The organism is Nocardia sp. BMG111209 (genome assembly GCF_000381925.1).
Taxonomy (GTDB): Bacteria; Actinomycetota; Actinomycetes; order Mycobacteriales; family Mycobacteriaceae; genus Nocardia.
This window is the reverse complement of record NZ_KB907308.1, coordinates 1,694,396-1,709,008: the sequence shown is the minus strand read 5'-3', so window position 1 is coordinate 1,709,008 and position 14,613 is coordinate 1,694,396. Positions and strand designations below refer to the sequence as shown.

Sequence of the window (14,613 nt, the reverse complement as noted above, 5' to 3'; positions counted from 1 at the left end):
GATGCCGGGTTACGGAATGCCGGGAGTGGCGGTCGACAAGCGGCGGTCGATGGTCGTGGGGACCGTCGCGATCGCCGTCGTGGTGGCGGTCTTCGCCGCGGTGACGCTGTATCACGAAGTGCGCGGCGACGATTCGCTGCGGGTCTCGCTGCACACCGAGCAGATCGGCGACGGGGTGCTCGCCGGGACGGCGGTGCGGGTGGACGGCGTGCAGGTCGGCACCGTCACCGACATCACCCCCGCCGACGGGGGCACCCAGCGAATCGGCTTGCGGCTGGACCGATCCCAGCTGCACGGCATCGACGACAGTATGCACGTCGACTACGCGCCCGCGAATCTGTTCGGTATCAGCGAGATCGAGCTGCGCCGCGGATCCGGCGGATCGCCGTTGCGCGCCGGCGGCGTCGTGGACCTGACCGGTGATCGCTCCGCGGCCGTCTTCGACGCCACCATGGGCGCCCTGCTGCGCAACCTGTCGCGGACCGGGGACGCGCTGCTGACTCCGCAACTCGCCACCGTCATCGCGCAACTCGCCGGGGATGTGCAGGCGTTCACGCCACTGGTGCAGGCGATCATCTCCGTCGCCCAGACCGTCACCGACAACCAGCGGATGGCCGCCTCGGATCTGGTGGGCCGGCTGGGGCCCGCCTTCGCCGGTGGCGGGCAGTTCGCGGGCGCCACCATCCAAGTGCTGGATCTGCTGCGCAATATCCCACGGCTGCAACAGGATCGGGCGTCCTACGACGCCGGGGTGTCGACGCTGACCGGGCAACTGCTGCCCGGACTGGCGACCTTCGCCGGCGAAGCCGGACCGCAGTTGTCCGGCGCCACAGACGCGCTGGCGCCGCTCCTCACGCTGCTGGCCCGGACGGTGCCGCGGCCGCAGCAGTCCGGCGCCGACCTCGCCGAGTTGCTGCGGCGGCTGAACGCGGCGCTGCCCGACACCCCGGACGGTCCGGTGCTGAACACCGAGATCGATGTGCGCGGGGTTCCGGTACTGGCGCCGCTGCTGGGAGGTGCCCGATGAAGACCGGTGCGGCGCTGTGGCGGCTGGGCCTGTTCGCGGTGGTGATGGTCCTGGTGCTGACCGTGGTGTGCACCGCGATCAAGCGGCCGGTGTCCGGCCCCACCGAGGCGCACGACGCGCTGTTCACCGATGCCAACGGGCTGAAGGTGGGTGACGACGTCCGGCTGTACGGCGTGCAGGTCGGCAAGGTCGGCGGCCTCCGGCTGGACGGCACGCTCGCGCGGGTTCGCCTGTCGCTGAAGACGAATACCCCGGTCTACGACAATTCGAAGCTCGCCATCCGCTACCAGAACCTCACCGGGCAGCGCTATGTCGACCTGCAACAGCAGGCGCAACCCGGTGCGCGGCTGGCCGCCGGCGCCACCGTCGGCACCGACCACACCGTGCCGTCCTTCGATGTGACCAGCATGTTCAACGGGCTGAAACCGGTGCTGGCCACCATCTCTCCGGAGGAGATCAACCAATTCAGCGCCGGCATGGTCGCTTTGATCGAGGGGGACGGCAGCGGCGTCGGGCCCGCGCTGGACGCCATCGAGAAGCTCGCCTCCTACGTCGAGGACCGGCAGCAGGTGATCGGCACCCTGATCCACAACATGTCCGACCTCTCGGACAAGGTCGGTGGCCGGGTGCACTATCTGGTGCCGTTGCTGGCGCGGCTCACCGACGTGTTCCAGGGGTTGCAGCAGAACATCGGCGGGCTGGCGCAATTCGCGATGGCCGCACCGTCGGTGCTGGGGCCGCTGGACAGCCTGTTCACCGCGCTGGGCCTGGACACCGGCAGCGATGTGGACGCGTTGATCCGCAACCTGTTTCCCGATCCGCAGGAGGCGGTGGACGTCCTCGGCAAGCTGCCCGGCCTGCTCGCCGGTGTCGACGCGGCGACACCACACGGACCGGCGGGCTGGAAGGCGCAGTGCAGCAAGGGCGCGGCCGAGGTACCGCCGGTACTGCGGGTGCTGATCTCCGGACAGCAGGTGGCGATATGCAACGGATGACATTGCGGCGCAACGCCGCCGACGGAAACCCGCGGCACCGGCGCACGACCGCCGCGCCGCCCACGACCGCCCGTACGGCGCGCAGGCAGTTGCGGCTGGGCCTGATCGGCGCGGCGCTGGTGCTGGTGTGCGCGGTGGCGGCGGGCCTGCTGTACGTGGTGCCGTTCGGCAAGAAGACCTACACCGCGGAACTGTCCGAGGCGCAATCGGTTCGGGCCGGTGACGATGTGCGCGTCGCCGGGATCATCGTCGGCAGCGTGAAATCGCTGCGACTGAAACCGGATCGGGTGGTCATGCGGTTCACCGTCGACTCGGGGGTGTTCGTCGGCGACGAATCATCGCTGGACGTACGGATGCTCACCGTCATCGGCGGTCACTACGTGGCGCTGTTCCCCTCGGGCAGCGCACCGCTGGGCGGCAAGGCGATTCCGCCGGAGCGGGTCCGGCTGCCGTACAGCCTGACCCAGACCTTCCAGGACGCGATCCGGCCGTTGCAGACCGTCGACGGGGATACCCTGCGGCGCAACCTGTCCGCGCTGGACTCCTCGATCGAGCGGGCGCCGGACGCACTACGGACCACCCTGGACACCGTCGACACATATGTCGAGGCGCTGAACCGGCAGCGCACCCAGGTGTCGAACGCCCTGGCGGTGGCCGACGAGTACGTCACCATGTACGACGGCGCGAAGACCGACCTCGGCCGGTTGATGGACAGCGTCAACCTGCTGGAGAACGTGCTCGTCGACAAGCGCGCCGAACTGCGCGAGGGAATTCGGTTGCTGCGGGCCGTGATCGACCGGCTGGCCGCCCTCGCGCCGACCTGGAATGCCACGCTGAAGCCGAAACTGCAGGAGCTCACCGACGCCCTGCCGCGGCTGGAACAGCTGGGCGGGCAACTGGAACCGGTCATCGGCACGGTCGCGGGCCTGCAGGACAAGGTGCGGCAGTGGACTACGCCGGACGGCCTGACCGTCGACCGGTCCGGCGAAACCGTCACCGCGCCCGCCGGTACCGATCTGCCGGCCGCGCTGCCCGGCGTCTGCGTCCCGGTGCCGGGGAGGGACTGCTGATGAGCGCACTGCACCGGATGCTCGGCTCCCGGGCCTTCATGTCCCTGGTCGGCGCGATCGCGCTCGTCCTGCTGGTCGGCGTCGGCTACCTCGTGATCTTCCAGCCGGCGAAGCGGACCGACTCGTACTGCGCGATCATGCCCGACAGCATCGGGCTGTACGTCGGCAATCAGGTGACGATGCGCGGCCTCCCGGTCGGCTCGGTCACCTCGATCACCCCGCAGAACGGTGCGGTGCGGGTCGAATTCGCCGTCGCCGCAGACAAACCCGTCTACGCCGATGCGGGCGCGACCACACTGTCGGACAGTGTCGTCGCCTCGCGGCAACTCGCGGTGGTGGCCGGTGGACTGAACACCGACCGGTGGAACCGCTCGCAGTGCATCACGAAGACGCTGACCCCCAAGAGCATCACCGAAACCCTGAACGCGCTGGCGCAGTTGTCGGCTCAGCTCGACGGACCCGATCGGGACCATCCGGATGCCCTGGCCCGCGGACTGTCCTCGCTGAACGACGCCACCTCCGGTACCGGGCCGCAGATCAACGCGATCGTGCAGAAGCTCAGCGGCGCGCTGTCCGCGCCGGACGCCGACATCGCCCATCTGGCAGGCACTTTCGACGCGTTCGCCGCGGTGGCGAAACAGGTCGAACTGCACTGGGGTGATCTGACCACCATGCTGACCCGCCTGGCGCCCGTCCTGGACCAGGCCGGTGACGACCTGCTCGCGCCCGGTGCGCAGATCATGGACGGGCTGCGGCAGGTGCTGCCGATGCTGAACGATCTGACCACCGCGTTCGGCGACCCGATCATGAAGGCGCTCGACGATACCGTGCCGCTGGTGAAGTTCCTGCGCGCGAATGTGGGCTCGCTGGCGCAGATCATCTCGATGACACCGGTTCTGGCCCAGGCGTTCCGGACCGTGAGCGGCTCCGGCATCGGTTACGCGCCACCGAAAGTGGCGGTGCCGCAGGCGAATGCCGATCAGGTGTGCGCGGTCGTGAACACCCTCGACCCCGGGCATTGCGATGCGGCCGGTGGGCTGGCGAAGGTCGATCTGGTGCCGCTGGTGCTCGGAACGGCGGGTGTGCGATGAGGATTCGGGGCCGTCGCTGGGCGGCTGCCACCGCGCTGGGGTTGGCCGTCGTACTGCCGGCGGCGGGCTGTGCCTTCGACCCGTCCTCCGTGCCGATGCCGGGCACCACGGTGCCGGGCCCGACCTACCGCCTGCACATCCAGTTCAGCAGTGCGCTGAACCTGCCCGCGCGGGCGAAGATCATGGCCAACGGCGCACAGGTCGGCACGGTGTCGGCGGTGTCGGTGGTGCAGCCGAGCGCGGGCGCCGCCGGTTACGTCGTGGTCGACGCCGATATCTCGAAATCCGTACGGCTGCCGGTGAACACGGTCGCGGAACTGCGGCAGGACACCGTACTCGGCGATATCCACGTCGGGCTCACCACGCCGACGAACGGATTCGGCGCGCTGCTCGGCGCGGGCGGCACCATCACCCTCGCGCACACCAAACCGCCGGTGCAACTGGAGGACACGATGGCGGCCATCGCGACCTTCACCCAGGGCGGCGCGGTGTCCCAGTTGCAGGACATCATCGGCAAACTGAACGCCGTGCTGCCGCGCGATCCGGCCGACACCGCGCGCATCTCCGCGACCCTGGGTGGCGACGCCGCCGATCTGGCGGCCCATCTCGATCGGGTGGACCTGCTGCTGAACGGAATCGGCGCGAATGCCGAAGTGCTGCACGGGATCCAGCCGGAACTCGACGACATCCTCAGCCAGCGGTCGGTGGACGAGCTGAACGGTATCGCCGCCTCGGTCATCGGGGTCTCCGGGATCTTCGGCGCCCTCGGGCCGGTCGGTACGTCGCTGACCTGGCTGGCGCCGCTGCTCGGCAGTGCGGACGGCGCCGTCCGGGCGTTCGTACCGCTGGTGGCCGGCGGCCGCCCACTGGATCTGAGCCGCCCCTCGAATCTGCAGGCGTTGCTGGAGCTGTTGCGCGACAAGGTCATTCCGTTCGTGGCGCACGGGCCGAAGGTGAACGTCACCGGCGTGCACACCGAGGACGCGAGCGGAATCTCCACCCGGGACCAGACCGACTCCATGGTCGCGACACTGCGCATGATCGGCGTCGTGCGATGAAATTCGGCACCCTCACCTCGCTCGGCGGCATCGCCGCGATCACGATCGTGGGCGCGAGCTACCTGACCTTCGGCGTGGTCCGCGCCGGCCCGTTCGCCGACTACACGAACGCCACCATGGTCCTCACCAATTCCGGTGGGCTGGGGGTGAATTCGCCGATCCTGCTGACCGGGATCGAGGTCGGCCGGGTCAGCGCCGTCCGCGCCGGCGCGGGAGGTGTGGAGGTCGGTCTGCGGATCGACGCCGACCGCCGGGTACCCACCGACAGCACCGTCACCATCGAACATCTGTCGGCGCTCGGCGAGCCGTACGTGGAGTTCCGTCCCCGCACCGGCGCCGGACCGTATCTGCGCGACGGGCAACGGCTCGAGACCGCGAATGTGCGCATGCCGCTGTCGATCCCGGATGTCGCGCGACTGGTCGCGAAGACCATCGACCAGCTCGATCCCGCGGTGATGACCTCGCTGGTCGGCACCGCGAGCCAGGCCCTCACCGGCACCGACGGCGCCATCCCCAACCTGGCCCGCTCCGGTGACCTGCTGGCCGCCGCCATCATGAGCCGAAGTCCGCGAATCGCCGACCTGCTCAACAGTTTCCAGGCCGCGGCGGCCGATATGGACTGGGCCGGACCGGCGACCAGCGCGGCGGCGCCGGCCTTCGTGCGCTTCACGCAGACCCTGGACGACCTGGTCGCCGCCGTCGGCCGGCTGGTCGACGCGCAACCACCGCAGAGCTACACCGACGGCAACGGGCTGGTGCCGTTCCTCGGCAAGCTCACCGACGCGCTGCACCGGCTCGGCCCCGAACTGCGATCGCTGGGCCCCGCCCTGCAACCGCTGGCCGACGCCGCGGCCGGCGCGGCACCGAATCTGGACATTTCCACCCTGATCACGCAGGCCCTCGACGACGTCACCCCCGACGGCGCCGTGCGGCTGCGGGTCACCGTCAAATAGAACTGGAGGACCCGATGTCCGACGACATGGGAACCGAACCGAAGCGGGCAGTCGACGCGGCGGGGACCGTCGAGTCCTCCGCGGTGGCCCCCGCACCCGCTGCCCCGGCGCCGCGCACCGTGTCGCTGCGGTTGTCGACGGTGCTGACCACCGTCGTCGTGGTGGCGCTGCTGGCCCTGTCGGTGACCTTCGGCGCGCTGTGGCTGTCCGCGCGGGGGCAGTTGCACGACCACGACACCGCACAGGCGGCCGGGCAGCACGCTCAGCAGGTCGCCACCGACTACGCCGTCGGCGCGTCCACCATCAACTATCAGGACGTCAACTCCTGGCTGACCAAGTTGAAGGCCAACACCAGCCCGCAGCTGTCCACCAAATTCGACGCCACCGGACCGAAATTGCAGCAGATCCTCGTCCCGCTGCAATGGACCTCCAGCGCGACGCCGATCGCGTCCACCGTGCTCGGCCGGGACAACGGCGTCTACAAGGTGGACGTATTCCTCAACGTCACCTCCACCAGCGCTCAGACCCCCGACGGCGCGCAGACCACCGTCACCTACACCGTGAACGTCGACCCGGGCAGCGGCTGGAAGGTGACCGACGTCGGCGGCATGACGGGAGCGCTGCCGAAGCAGTGATCGCCCGAGTTCGCCTGGTGCACAGGCGGTTACCGGACGAAACCGGCACCGCCGATTGCCGTTGGCGTGTCGGGCGGTTCGCAGCGCCGGTGGAATCCGCTCTGCGGGTACGCTCGAACCCATGGTGATCCGGATCCGATCGTCGGCGCTGATGCTGTGCGCCCTGATCGTGTCCGGCTGGGCGGCGGTTCTGCTGCCCGCCAGTGAGCCCAATTCGCTACTGGCGATGAGCGCCGCGGCCCTGCTGGCCCTGGCGGTGGTCACCACCCAACCGGGTCGCGCCGCGCTACCATCCGTGGCCACCTGCACCGGCCCGCCGGTATCGGCCCAGCGCAGACGACGCGGATCCTTTCTCCGGCAGAGCAATCCGGACACGGCGGGCAGAGCCCGCCCGAGGGCGCCGGGTCACGCGGGCTGACCACGCGCAGTGACGTGGTCGGCGAATCCGCTGCCCCTGTTCACCTCACCCGAATCCCGGGTGCCTCTCGACGAGGTGTCGTCCCATGCTCGATTTCGTCTACTATCCCGTGTCCGCCCTGCTGTGGTTGTGGCACACCGGTTTCGCCACCGTGCTCGGCGCCGCCGGCGGCGCGGCCTGGATCCTGGCGATCGTCTTCCTGGTGCTCACGCTGCGCGCGGCCCTCTACCGCCCGTTCCTGGCCCAGGTGAAGTTCTCCCGCACCATGGCGGTGCTGCAACCCCAGGTCCGCCGCCTGCAGGCCGAATTCGCCGACGACCGTGAACGTCTCACCGCCGAGGTGCGAAAACTCCAGCAGCAGCACGATTTCAACATCCTGCGCGCCTTCGCCCCCATGATCGTCCAACTCCTGATCTTCCTGGGCCTCTACCACGTCCTGCGCTCCTTCGACCGCACCGGCCCCGCCGCGAATCTCCTCTTCGGCCACCCCGTCACCCGCACACCCGGCCCGATCACCGCCAACTACGTCTTCGCCCCCGACCAGGTCCAATCGTTCCTGCACGCGAAAATCCTGTCCGCCCCCCTCACCGCAACCCTGGCCACCTCCGGCGGCGCATTCGGCGCCGTAGCCGCGGTAGCCCTCCCCCTGATCGCGATCGCCGCCCTCGCCACCCACTCCACCGCCCGCGCCGCCGCCACCCGCCAAACCACCACCACCCCCCAGACCCGCCTGATCACCTGGATGACGATGTGGTTGTTCCCCCTCGGCACCATCGTCGCCGGCCTGGTCATGCCGATCGGCATCCTGGTCTACTTCGCCACCAGCAACACCTGGACCTTCGCCCAGCAACACTGGGTACACCGTCGACTGGGCCCGATCCCGACCGCGGTCCCGGTGGTGGAGCCACAGGAGGACTGAACTACGCCGGCCGGCGCATCCGGAGAACCGTGCGTTCGTTCACGCCTCAGTGGCGGGCCCGGCGACCAGATACTCCTTGAGCAGCACCGCACCGGGGCCGAGCTCCGGAAATTCCTTGTCGGCGGGAGCGCTGAGGAACGTGATTTTGATGTAAGTATCCGGATCCAGCCCGGCGAAGGGCGACAACGAGAACCGTTGCTTGATTCCGAAGCCGTCGAACAACTCGATCTCCATATCAGCGCTGCCGCTGACACCGAACTTGCGGGTGAGATTGGCCAAGGTCGGCGGTGCCGGCGCATCCTCGGTCAGCCGCAGAAAGTGGCTGTTGGAATCGGGATCGCTCACCTCGGCGACGATCCGAATTTTGCTGATCAACGCTGTGTTCCTTCGCATCGCGGCAGGCGGGCGACTACCGCCCCGATCTCCCCGAATGCCTGTATGCCCGTGCGCTCCACGGACACACAGGCTACTCATCTCCGGTCAGGAATGGCCGAGCAGCACTCGCTGTTCGAGCCCGCCGCAGTTCTCGATACCCCAAACCGAACCATCGGAGTACTTCTGCACCGCGATCGGCACACATCCCGGGCCTACCCAGTTCGCCTCTACCACCTGCACCGGCGGTGGAGCCGCTTGTACGGAGCCGGCCGCCACACCCGCGACTCCCATTGCCGCGATCACGCCTATCGTCAGCTTCTGCAATATGGTCATGGATCGATCCCCGTCTATCCACTGAAAACAGAAAAAGGGGTCAAAAACCAACTCCCCCTCAGCGCACTCTTCGAGTGACGCCGAACGAACAATAGTTCTTTCGCCGGGCTCCGACAACGGCAATACGCGCAAAACATGATGGGACACTTCGGATGTCGCCCGAGATGTCGGCTTTATCCAGGCTGTCCGGTGCTGAGCTGGAAGGCGAGATCGCAGCGGGAGAGCGGCCGAGCGGCCGGTGTGGTGCTACCGGCCGCTCGGTGTGGGGATCGGCGTTCAGCGGGGTGCGACCGCTCGGGTGCAGCCCGCGGCGAGGTGTTCACCGCTGCCTGTCCGGGCGTGCTCGCCGATCGGCGCGCCCGGGTCGCCGGGGTGGGTGGCGACCACCGCCGCGACGGTGAGGATCTGGTCCAGGTCTACGCCCGCGGCGGCCAGCCGGGCGATGATGCCCAGTCGCCGCTCCGGGCCGTCAGGCCGGATCGATACCTCGCGCTTGCCACGTTGCGCGACGAAGACGCGTTGCCGCGTGTCGTAGCGCACGGCCAGCCCGTCGCGCATGGCTCGGTAGGCGTCCACGTCCAGGTCGCGATCCCGCTCCGGATCGATCATCAGAGCAGTGATGTGCCGCTCTGCCTGCTCGATCAGAATCGGCCCGGCCTGGCCGAAGTACCGAGCCCGCTGCGCAACCCGTTCCCGATATTCCGCGACGGGGCCACGCAACAGCTCCCGGTGCCGGTCGGCCACAGCGGCCATCCGGTCATCGGCATCGGACGTCGAGTACAGCTCGGACATGTTGGACACGCCTTTCGTGTGGTTGCTGATTACTTTGTGGTGCAACCTGATCGGCGTCCGATGCTCATGAGTGTGCCAGAGGGGTCCGACAAGTTCGGTGGGGTGGGATCGGCGCAGGTGAGGGGCGGCGGGTGCGTGGCGGACGTTCTAGACGGACTTCGTTGTGCCGTAGCCGGTTCGCGCGATCACCGCGCGGACGGCGTCCTGTTGTTCGGCCGACAACGCACGCGGCGTGCCGATCGTGTGGGCGTCGAGGTAGATCCCGCAGGCCCATTCCAGGAGTTCGGTGTGCTCGACCGCTCGGCGCAGGGTGGCGCCGATGCTGACCGCGCCGTGGTTCGCCAGGAGTGCCGCCTGCCGGCCGGTCAGTGCATCACGCACGGCCGCAGCCAGTTCCGGAGTTCCGAACGGGAAGAACGGGACCACCGGGGTCGCTCCGCCCAGCGGTAGCTGCTGGTAGTGGATCACCGGGAGTTCGTCGCACACCAGGCCCACCGCGGTGGATCGCGGTGCATGGGTGTGCACCACCGCGCCGACCGGGAATTCGCGGTAGATCCCCAGGTGCAGCGCCAATTCCGAGGTGGGCGCCAATCGGCCGGACACCACGGTCCCGTCCGGGTCGACCACGGTGACCTCGTCCGCGGTCAGCTCGGCGAGCACCGTTCCGGTGGCGGTCACCGCGATCAGGTCCCCGGCTCGCACACTCACATTGCCGGCGGTCCCGATCAGCAATCCCGCCGCGGCCAGGGCCCGGCAGGTCGCCGCCACCTCGGCCCGTTCGGCCGCCGCGATACTCGCCATGCGGTGAGCCTACGTCGGCCCGGCGCGGGAGCCGTTCGGCGACCTCGGCGTTGCGATACCGGCGAGTTTTACCGTCGCCACGCCGCAGTGCCGTGACGTAGGTTCGGTCGGTTCACGATCGGCAGAGATGGGAGCGACGATGACACGACTCGCGGTGGTCACCGGTGGCGGCACCGGTATCGGCAAGGCGGTGGCGCGCCGTCTGGCAACCGACGGGGACGAGGTCGTCATCGTCGGCCGCCGCGCCACGGTGCTGGAAGCGACTGCGGCAGAGATCAATTCCGGCCTCGGCGCCGATCGTGTCACCATCGCGGTCGCCGATCTCACCGTGCCCGAGCAGGTCCGAGCGCTTGCCGTTCGAATCACGGCCGCCGGCAAGGGGATCGATGTTCTGGTGAACAACGCCGGCGGCAATCCGGCAGCGGGGCAAGGCGATCTGGCGGCGGTCGCGGACGCCTATCTGGAGAGCTACCGCTTGAACGTCGTCACCGCGGTGCTGGTGACCGAAGCACTGCTCCCGCATTTCACCCGCCCCGGCGGTCGGATCGTCTCGATCAGTTCGATCGCCGCGCTCCGTGGCGCGGGCGCCTACGGGGCCGCGAAGGCGGCGCTGCACGGCTGGTCCCTGGGCCTGGCGCAACAACTCGCCCCCGAGGGCATCACCGTGAACGTCGTCGCCCCCGGCTTCGTCCCCGACACCGAATTCTGGGCCGATCGCCTCACCCCGGAACTCGAAGCGGACCGCGTCGCGCAGATTCCGGCCGGACGTGCGGGCACACCGGACGAAATCGCCGCTGGCACAGCTCATCTCGTCTCGGCGGAGGCCGGATGGACCACCGGCCAGATCCTCCAGATCAACGGTGGAACCCTGCTCGGCCGCGGCTGAGCGAAAGCGATAGTGAACCAACGGCTTTGCCGTCAACGGTCGGGTATGACTCGGCGGCATGCCCGAGTCGCTCTGATCCGAAGATGGACAGTGCTCGTTCCACTGCAGCCTCGGGGGCTTCGGTCACCGATCGATTTGCCTCTGGTCGTCAGGTTTGATATACCTCTACGCCAGGCAATGGAACTTATCAAACCTTCATAGTTCGGCCTGTTAAAAGCCGGTTTGATAACCTTGTCCAAGACTCAAATGAACGTATCAAACTTGATCGCGGGTAACTTGCTCGCGCCGGCTGATGTCGACATCCGGGAGGGAGCTTGACGGGTAGGGGACGGCCGACCAGGGCGACGGTGTACCGCCGACTCGATCACGCCTTGTCCGAGCTGAACGAGCGTTTCGGTGGGCTGCCGAATCCGAAAGAGGCGCAGTCGATCTGGGATGACATCTGGCATCTCGAAGCCCACCATTCGACTGCTCTCGAAGGTAACACCCTCGTCTTGCGCGAGGTCCAGGCGCTGTTGGACGAAGGACGCGCTGTCGGAGCGAAGCCGCTTGCGGAGTACAACGAGGTGCAAGGTTATGCCGACGCCGCGAAGTGGGTGTATCGCCAAGCGTTGGAACCGGATGAGTGGCACGACGGCCATCTGCTCACCATCACCGAGGTTCGGCGGATTCACCACATGGCCATGACTCCGGTGTGGGATGTCGCAGCACATCCCGAGGCAACCGATCGGGAACGGCCCGGCAGCTTCAGGGAGCACGATATCCATCCGTTTTCGGCAGGTATGAAACCGCCGAGCTGGCCGTTGGTGCCGGAACAGATGCAGCAATGGACCGAGGATGTTTGCCGATTGGGCAGTCTGATCGAATCCGGTGCCACGTTGTCTTCGCCGTTACCCGAAGAATTGGCACGGTTACACAACCGGTTCGAGTGCATCCATCCGTTTCTCGACGGCAACGGCCGAACGGGTCGTCTCGTGCTGAACCTCTCGCTCGTTCGCCTCGGATATCCACCGGTCGTGATATTCAAACGGCAACGCAACGCTTATTTGTCTGCACTGCAGAGGGCCGACGTCGCCGATTTCGGTGCGCTGGGCGAATTGATCGCACGGGCGATGTACGACAATCTCGTTCGCTTCATCGTGCCGAATGTTGCGGGCCCGGCCCGACTTGTTCCGTTGCCCTCACTCGCCGACACCGAATTTTCGCTTGCTGCGTTGCGTCAAGCCGCGCAGCGCGGCCGGCTGGATGCTGTTCAGGGTGGGGACGGAATCTGGCGCAGTTCTCGTAAGGCGGTCGAGGAGTATCGGAAAACGAAGCATCGGCCGAAGTGAGTGATGCGGACCGGGGTGCGAAATCGCCGACCCGACCTGTCAGGACTCATGATCTTCTGCCAGAACTGTCGGGGGGTCGGATTGCACGGGTGGTGAACCCCAGCCCGCGTGCGCCTCGGCACGCATCCGGTCGACCATGTGTGGGTAGTGGAGTTCGAAAGCGGGGCGTTCGGAGCGGATTCGGGGGAGTTCGTGGAAGTTGTGGCGGGGTGGGGGGCTGGTGGTGGCCCATTCGAGGGAGTTGCCGTAGCCCCAGGGGTCGTCGGCGGTGGCCATCTCGCCGTAGCGGTAGCTCTTGAAGACGTTCCAGACGAAGGTGATCATCGACAGGCCGAGGATGAAGGAGCCGATCGTGGAAATCGTGTTGAGCGTGGTGAATCCGTCGGTGGGGAGGTAGTCGGCGTAGCGGCGGGGCATGCCCTCGGCGCCCAGCCAGTGCTGGACCAGGAAGGTGGTGTGGAAGCCGATGAAGGTGGTCCAGAAGTGGATGCGGCCCATCCGCTCGTCGAGATAGCGGCCCGTCATCTTGGGGAACCAGAAATAGATTCCGCCGAAGGTGGCGAAGACGATGGTGCCGAACAGCACGTAGTGGAAGTGGGCGACCACGAAATAGCTGTCGGAGACGTGGAAGTCCAGCGGCGGGCTGGCGAGGATGACGCCGGACAGGCCGCCGAAGAGGAAGGTCACGATGAAGCCCAGTGACCAGAGCATGGGTGTCTCGAAGGTCAGGGTGCCGCGCCACATCGTGCCGATCCAGTTGAAGAACTTCACGCCGGTGGGTACCGCGATCAGGAACGTCATGAACGAGAAGTACGGCAGCAGAACCGATCCCGTCGCGTACATGTGGTGGGCCCAGACCGCGATCGACAGCGCCGCGATGGCGAGGGTCGCGTACACCAGTGTGGTGTAACCGAACAGCGGTTTGCGGCTGAACACCGGGAGGATCTCGGTGATGATGCCGAAGAACGGCAGCGCGACGATGTACACCTCGGGATGGCCGAAATACCAGAAGAGGTGCTGGAACAGGATCGTGCCGCCGGTGGCCGGATCGTAGATGTGACCACCCAGGTGCCGATCGACGGCCAGGGCCATCAGCGCCGCGGTGAGGATCGGGAAGGCCAGCAGCACAAGCACACTGGTGACGGCGATGTTCCAGGTGAAGATCGGCATCCGGAACATCGTCATACCGGGACAGCGCAGGCACACCACGGTGGTGAGCATGTTGACGCCGCCCAGGATGGTGCCGACGCCGGACACCACGACGCCCATGATCCACAGATCGCCGCCGACTCCGGGGGAGTGCACGGCCTCACTGAGCGGGGTGTAGGCCGTCCAGCCGAAATCGGCTGCGCCACCGGGGGAGATGAAGCCCGCCGTCGCGATCGTCGCGCCGAACAGGTACAGCCAGTAGCTGAACGCGTTCAGCCGCGGGAACGCCACATCGGGGGCGCCGATCTGCAGCGGCAGAATGCAATTGGCGAAGCCGAACACGATCGGGGTGGCATAGAACAGCAGCATGATCGTGCCGTGCATGGTGAACAGCTGGTTGAACTGCTCCGGGGAGAGGAACTGCAGGCCGGGGCGGGCCAGCTCGGTGCGCATCAGCAGGGCCATCAGCCCGCCGATCAGGAAGAACGCGATCGAGGTGACGATGTACATCACCCCGAGCAGCTTCGGATCGGTGGTGGTGACCACATCCCAGATGTAGGCGCCCTTCGGCCTGCCCCGGGGTGGATACGGTCTGGTGGATTCGAGTGCCGGCCCCTGCGGTGGTGCTGTGGTCACGGATCCGCTCCCGGTTCGCCGCATTGTGGTTCGTGTCCAACGACTTTCGAGTGTGGCACCGGAGGAAGATCAAGTGGTCGGAATGCCGCGGGCCGCGAGGTCGCCGCCGATTGGCCCGGGTCGCAGTTGGATCACGACCCCGGG

Annotated in this window: 16 protein-coding genes; 11 read left to right on the top strand and 5 right to left on the bottom strand. The window is 67.5% G+C overall.

Annotation, left to right across the window (positions count from 1 at the left end; genetic code table 11):
- Nucleotide 1 precedes the first annotated feature (1 nt).
- From G361_RS0131180 to yidC, 9 genes are all read left to right on the top strand, one after another.
- Nucleotides 2–1,027: an MlaD family protein gene (locus tag G361_RS0131180; protein ID WP_019931063.1), complete on the top strand. Its 1,026-nt coding sequence runs from the start codon at nt 2–4 to the stop codon at nt 1,025–1,027.
- On the top strand, nt 1,024–2,022 hold the full coding sequence (locus G361_RS0131175) for an MlaD family protein (RefSeq protein ID WP_019931062.1): 999 nt from the start codon (nt 1,024–1,026) through the stop codon (nt 2,020–2,022). The genes G361_RS0131180 and G361_RS0131175 overlap by 4 nt, the downstream gene beginning before the upstream one ends.
- Nucleotides 2,010–3,092 (top strand): MlaD family protein, encoded by a 1,083-nt coding sequence (locus G361_RS0131170; protein ID WP_231387140.1) that lies wholly within the window; start codon nt 2,010–2,012, stop codon nt 3,090–3,092. Before G361_RS0131175 ends, G361_RS0131170 begins: the two co-directional genes overlap by 13 nt.
- Nucleotides 3,092–4,183, top strand: coding sequence for an MlaD family protein (locus G361_RS0131165; RefSeq protein WP_019931060.1), 1,092 nt, complete (start codon nt 3,092–3,094; stop codon nt 4,181–4,183). Before G361_RS0131170 ends, G361_RS0131165 begins: the two co-directional genes overlap by 1 nt.
- Nucleotides 4,180–5,241, top strand: coding sequence for an MlaD family protein (locus G361_RS0131160; RefSeq protein WP_081635651.1), 1,062 nt, complete (start codon nt 4,180–4,182; stop codon nt 5,239–5,241). Before G361_RS0131165 ends, G361_RS0131160 begins: the two co-directional genes overlap by 4 nt.
- Complete coding sequence (locus G361_RS0131155) at nt 5,238–6,194, top strand: MlaD family protein (RefSeq protein ID WP_019931058.1); 957 nt, start codon at nt 5,238–5,240, stop codon at nt 6,192–6,194. The genes G361_RS0131160 and G361_RS0131155 overlap by 4 nt, the downstream gene beginning before the upstream one ends.
- A gap of 14 nt (nt 6,195–6,208) precedes the next feature.
- Nucleotides 6,209–6,829 (top strand): hypothetical protein, encoded by a 621-nt coding sequence (locus G361_RS0131150; RefSeq protein ID WP_019931057.1) that lies wholly within the window; start codon nt 6,209–6,211, stop codon nt 6,827–6,829.
- 121 nt (nt 6,830–6,950) lie between these two features.
- Nucleotides 6,951–7,247 carry a DUF6412 domain-containing protein gene (locus tag G361_RS0131145; RefSeq protein WP_019931056.1) on the top strand — a complete coding sequence of 99 codons (297 nt, stop codon included), beginning with the start codon at nt 6,951–6,953 and terminating at the stop codon, nt 7,245–7,247.
- An 85-nt stretch (nt 7,248–7,332) separates the two neighbouring features.
- Nucleotides 7,333–8,166, top strand: coding sequence for a membrane protein insertase YidC (gene yidC, locus G361_RS0131140; protein ID WP_019931055.1), 834 nt, complete (start codon nt 7,333–7,335; stop codon nt 8,164–8,166).
- A 39-nt stretch (nt 8,167–8,205) separates the two neighbouring features.
- Here yidC and G361_RS0131135 read toward each other — a convergent pair whose 3' ends face one another.
- The 4 genes from G361_RS0131135 to G361_RS0131120 all read right to left on the bottom strand — a co-directional run bounded on the left by G361_RS0131135 (nt 8,206) and on the right by G361_RS0131120 (nt 10,467).
- On the bottom strand, nt 8,206–8,511 hold the full coding sequence (locus G361_RS0131135; RefSeq protein ID WP_155981870.1) for a hypothetical protein: 306 nt from the start codon (nt 8,509–8,511) through the stop codon (nt 8,206–8,208).
- A gap of 135 nt (nt 8,512–8,646) precedes the next feature.
- Nucleotides 8,647–8,874 carry a hypothetical protein gene (locus G361_RS0131130; RefSeq protein ID WP_026343724.1) on the bottom strand — a complete coding sequence of 76 codons (228 nt, stop codon included), beginning with the start codon at nt 8,872–8,874 and terminating at the stop codon, nt 8,647–8,649.
- A gap of 276 nt (nt 8,875–9,150) precedes the next feature.
- Nucleotides 9,151–9,666, bottom strand: coding sequence for a hypothetical protein (locus G361_RS0131125; protein WP_019931052.1), 516 nt, complete (start codon nt 9,664–9,666; stop codon nt 9,151–9,153).
- Between the two features lie 147 nt (nt 9,667–9,813).
- The gene (locus tag G361_RS0131120) at nt 9,814–10,467 is read right to left on the bottom strand and encodes a class II aldolase/adducin family protein (RefSeq protein WP_019931051.1); all 654 of its coding nucleotides are present in this window, start codon (nt 10,465–10,467) and stop codon (nt 9,814–9,816) included.
- A gap of 139 nt (nt 10,468–10,606) precedes the next feature.
- Here G361_RS0131120 and G361_RS0131115 point away from each other — a divergent pair, with 139 nt between their 5' ends.
- Nucleotides 10,607–11,353 (top strand): SDR family NAD(P)-dependent oxidoreductase, encoded by a 747-nt coding sequence (locus G361_RS0131115; RefSeq protein WP_019931050.1) that lies wholly within the window; start codon nt 10,607–10,609, stop codon nt 11,351–11,353.
- Nucleotides 11,354–11,724: 371 nt separating this feature from the next.
- Entirely contained in the window at nt 11,725–12,684 is a 960-nt protein-coding gene (locus tag G361_RS0131110; protein ID WP_231387139.1) for a Fic family protein, read from the top strand.
- Between the two features lie 39 nt (nt 12,685–12,723).
- Here G361_RS0131110 and ctaD read toward each other — a convergent pair whose 3' ends face one another.
- Entirely contained in the window at nt 12,724–14,493 is a 1,770-nt protein-coding gene (gene ctaD, locus G361_RS0131105) for a cytochrome c oxidase subunit I (protein WP_081635650.1), read from the bottom strand.
- Nucleotides 14,494–14,613: the final 120 nt, after the last annotated feature.

Coding starts and splice junctions, on each gene's coding strand:
- G361_RS0131180 (WP_019931063.1), top strand. CDS start 2: ATGCCGGGTTACGGAATGCCGGGAGTGGCGGTCGACAAGCGGCGGTCG.
- G361_RS0131175 (WP_019931062.1), top strand. CDS start 1,024: ATGAAGACCGGTGCGGCGCTGTGGCGGCTGGGCCTGTTCGCGGTGGTG.
- G361_RS0131170 (WP_231387140.1), top strand. CDS start 2,010: ATGCAACGGATGACATTGCGGCGCAACGCCGCCGACGGAAACCCGCGG.
- G361_RS0131165 (WP_019931060.1), top strand. CDS start 3,092: ATGAGCGCACTGCACCGGATGCTCGGCTCCCGGGCCTTCATGTCCCTG.
- G361_RS0131160 (WP_081635651.1), top strand. CDS start 4,180: ATGAGGATTCGGGGCCGTCGCTGGGCGGCTGCCACCGCGCTGGGGTTG.
- G361_RS0131155 (WP_019931058.1), top strand. CDS start 5,238: ATGAAATTCGGCACCCTCACCTCGCTCGGCGGCATCGCCGCGATCACG.
- G361_RS0131150 (WP_019931057.1), top strand. CDS start 6,209: ATGTCCGACGACATGGGAACCGAACCGAAGCGGGCAGTCGACGCGGCG.
- G361_RS0131145 (WP_019931056.1), top strand. CDS start 6,951: ATGGTGATCCGGATCCGATCGTCGGCGCTGATGCTGTGCGCCCTGATC.
- yidC (WP_019931055.1), top strand. CDS start 7,333: ATGCTCGATTTCGTCTACTATCCCGTGTCCGCCCTGCTGTGGTTGTGG.
- G361_RS0131130 (WP_026343724.1), bottom strand. CDS start 8,874: ATGACCATATTGCAGAAGCTGACGATAGGCGTGATCGCGGCAATGGGA.
- G361_RS0131125 (WP_019931052.1), bottom strand. CDS start 9,666: ATGTCCGAGCTGTACTCGACGTCCGATGCCGATGACCGGATGGCCGCT.
- G361_RS0131120 (WP_019931051.1), bottom strand. CDS start 10,467: ATGGCGAGTATCGCGGCGGCCGAACGGGCCGAGGTGGCGGCGACCTGC.
- G361_RS0131115 (WP_019931050.1), top strand. CDS start 10,607: ATGACACGACTCGCGGTGGTCACCGGTGGCGGCACCGGTATCGGCAAG.
- ctaD (WP_081635650.1), bottom strand. CDS start 14,493: ATGCGGCGAACCGGGAGCGGATCCGTGACCACAGCACCACCGCAGGGG.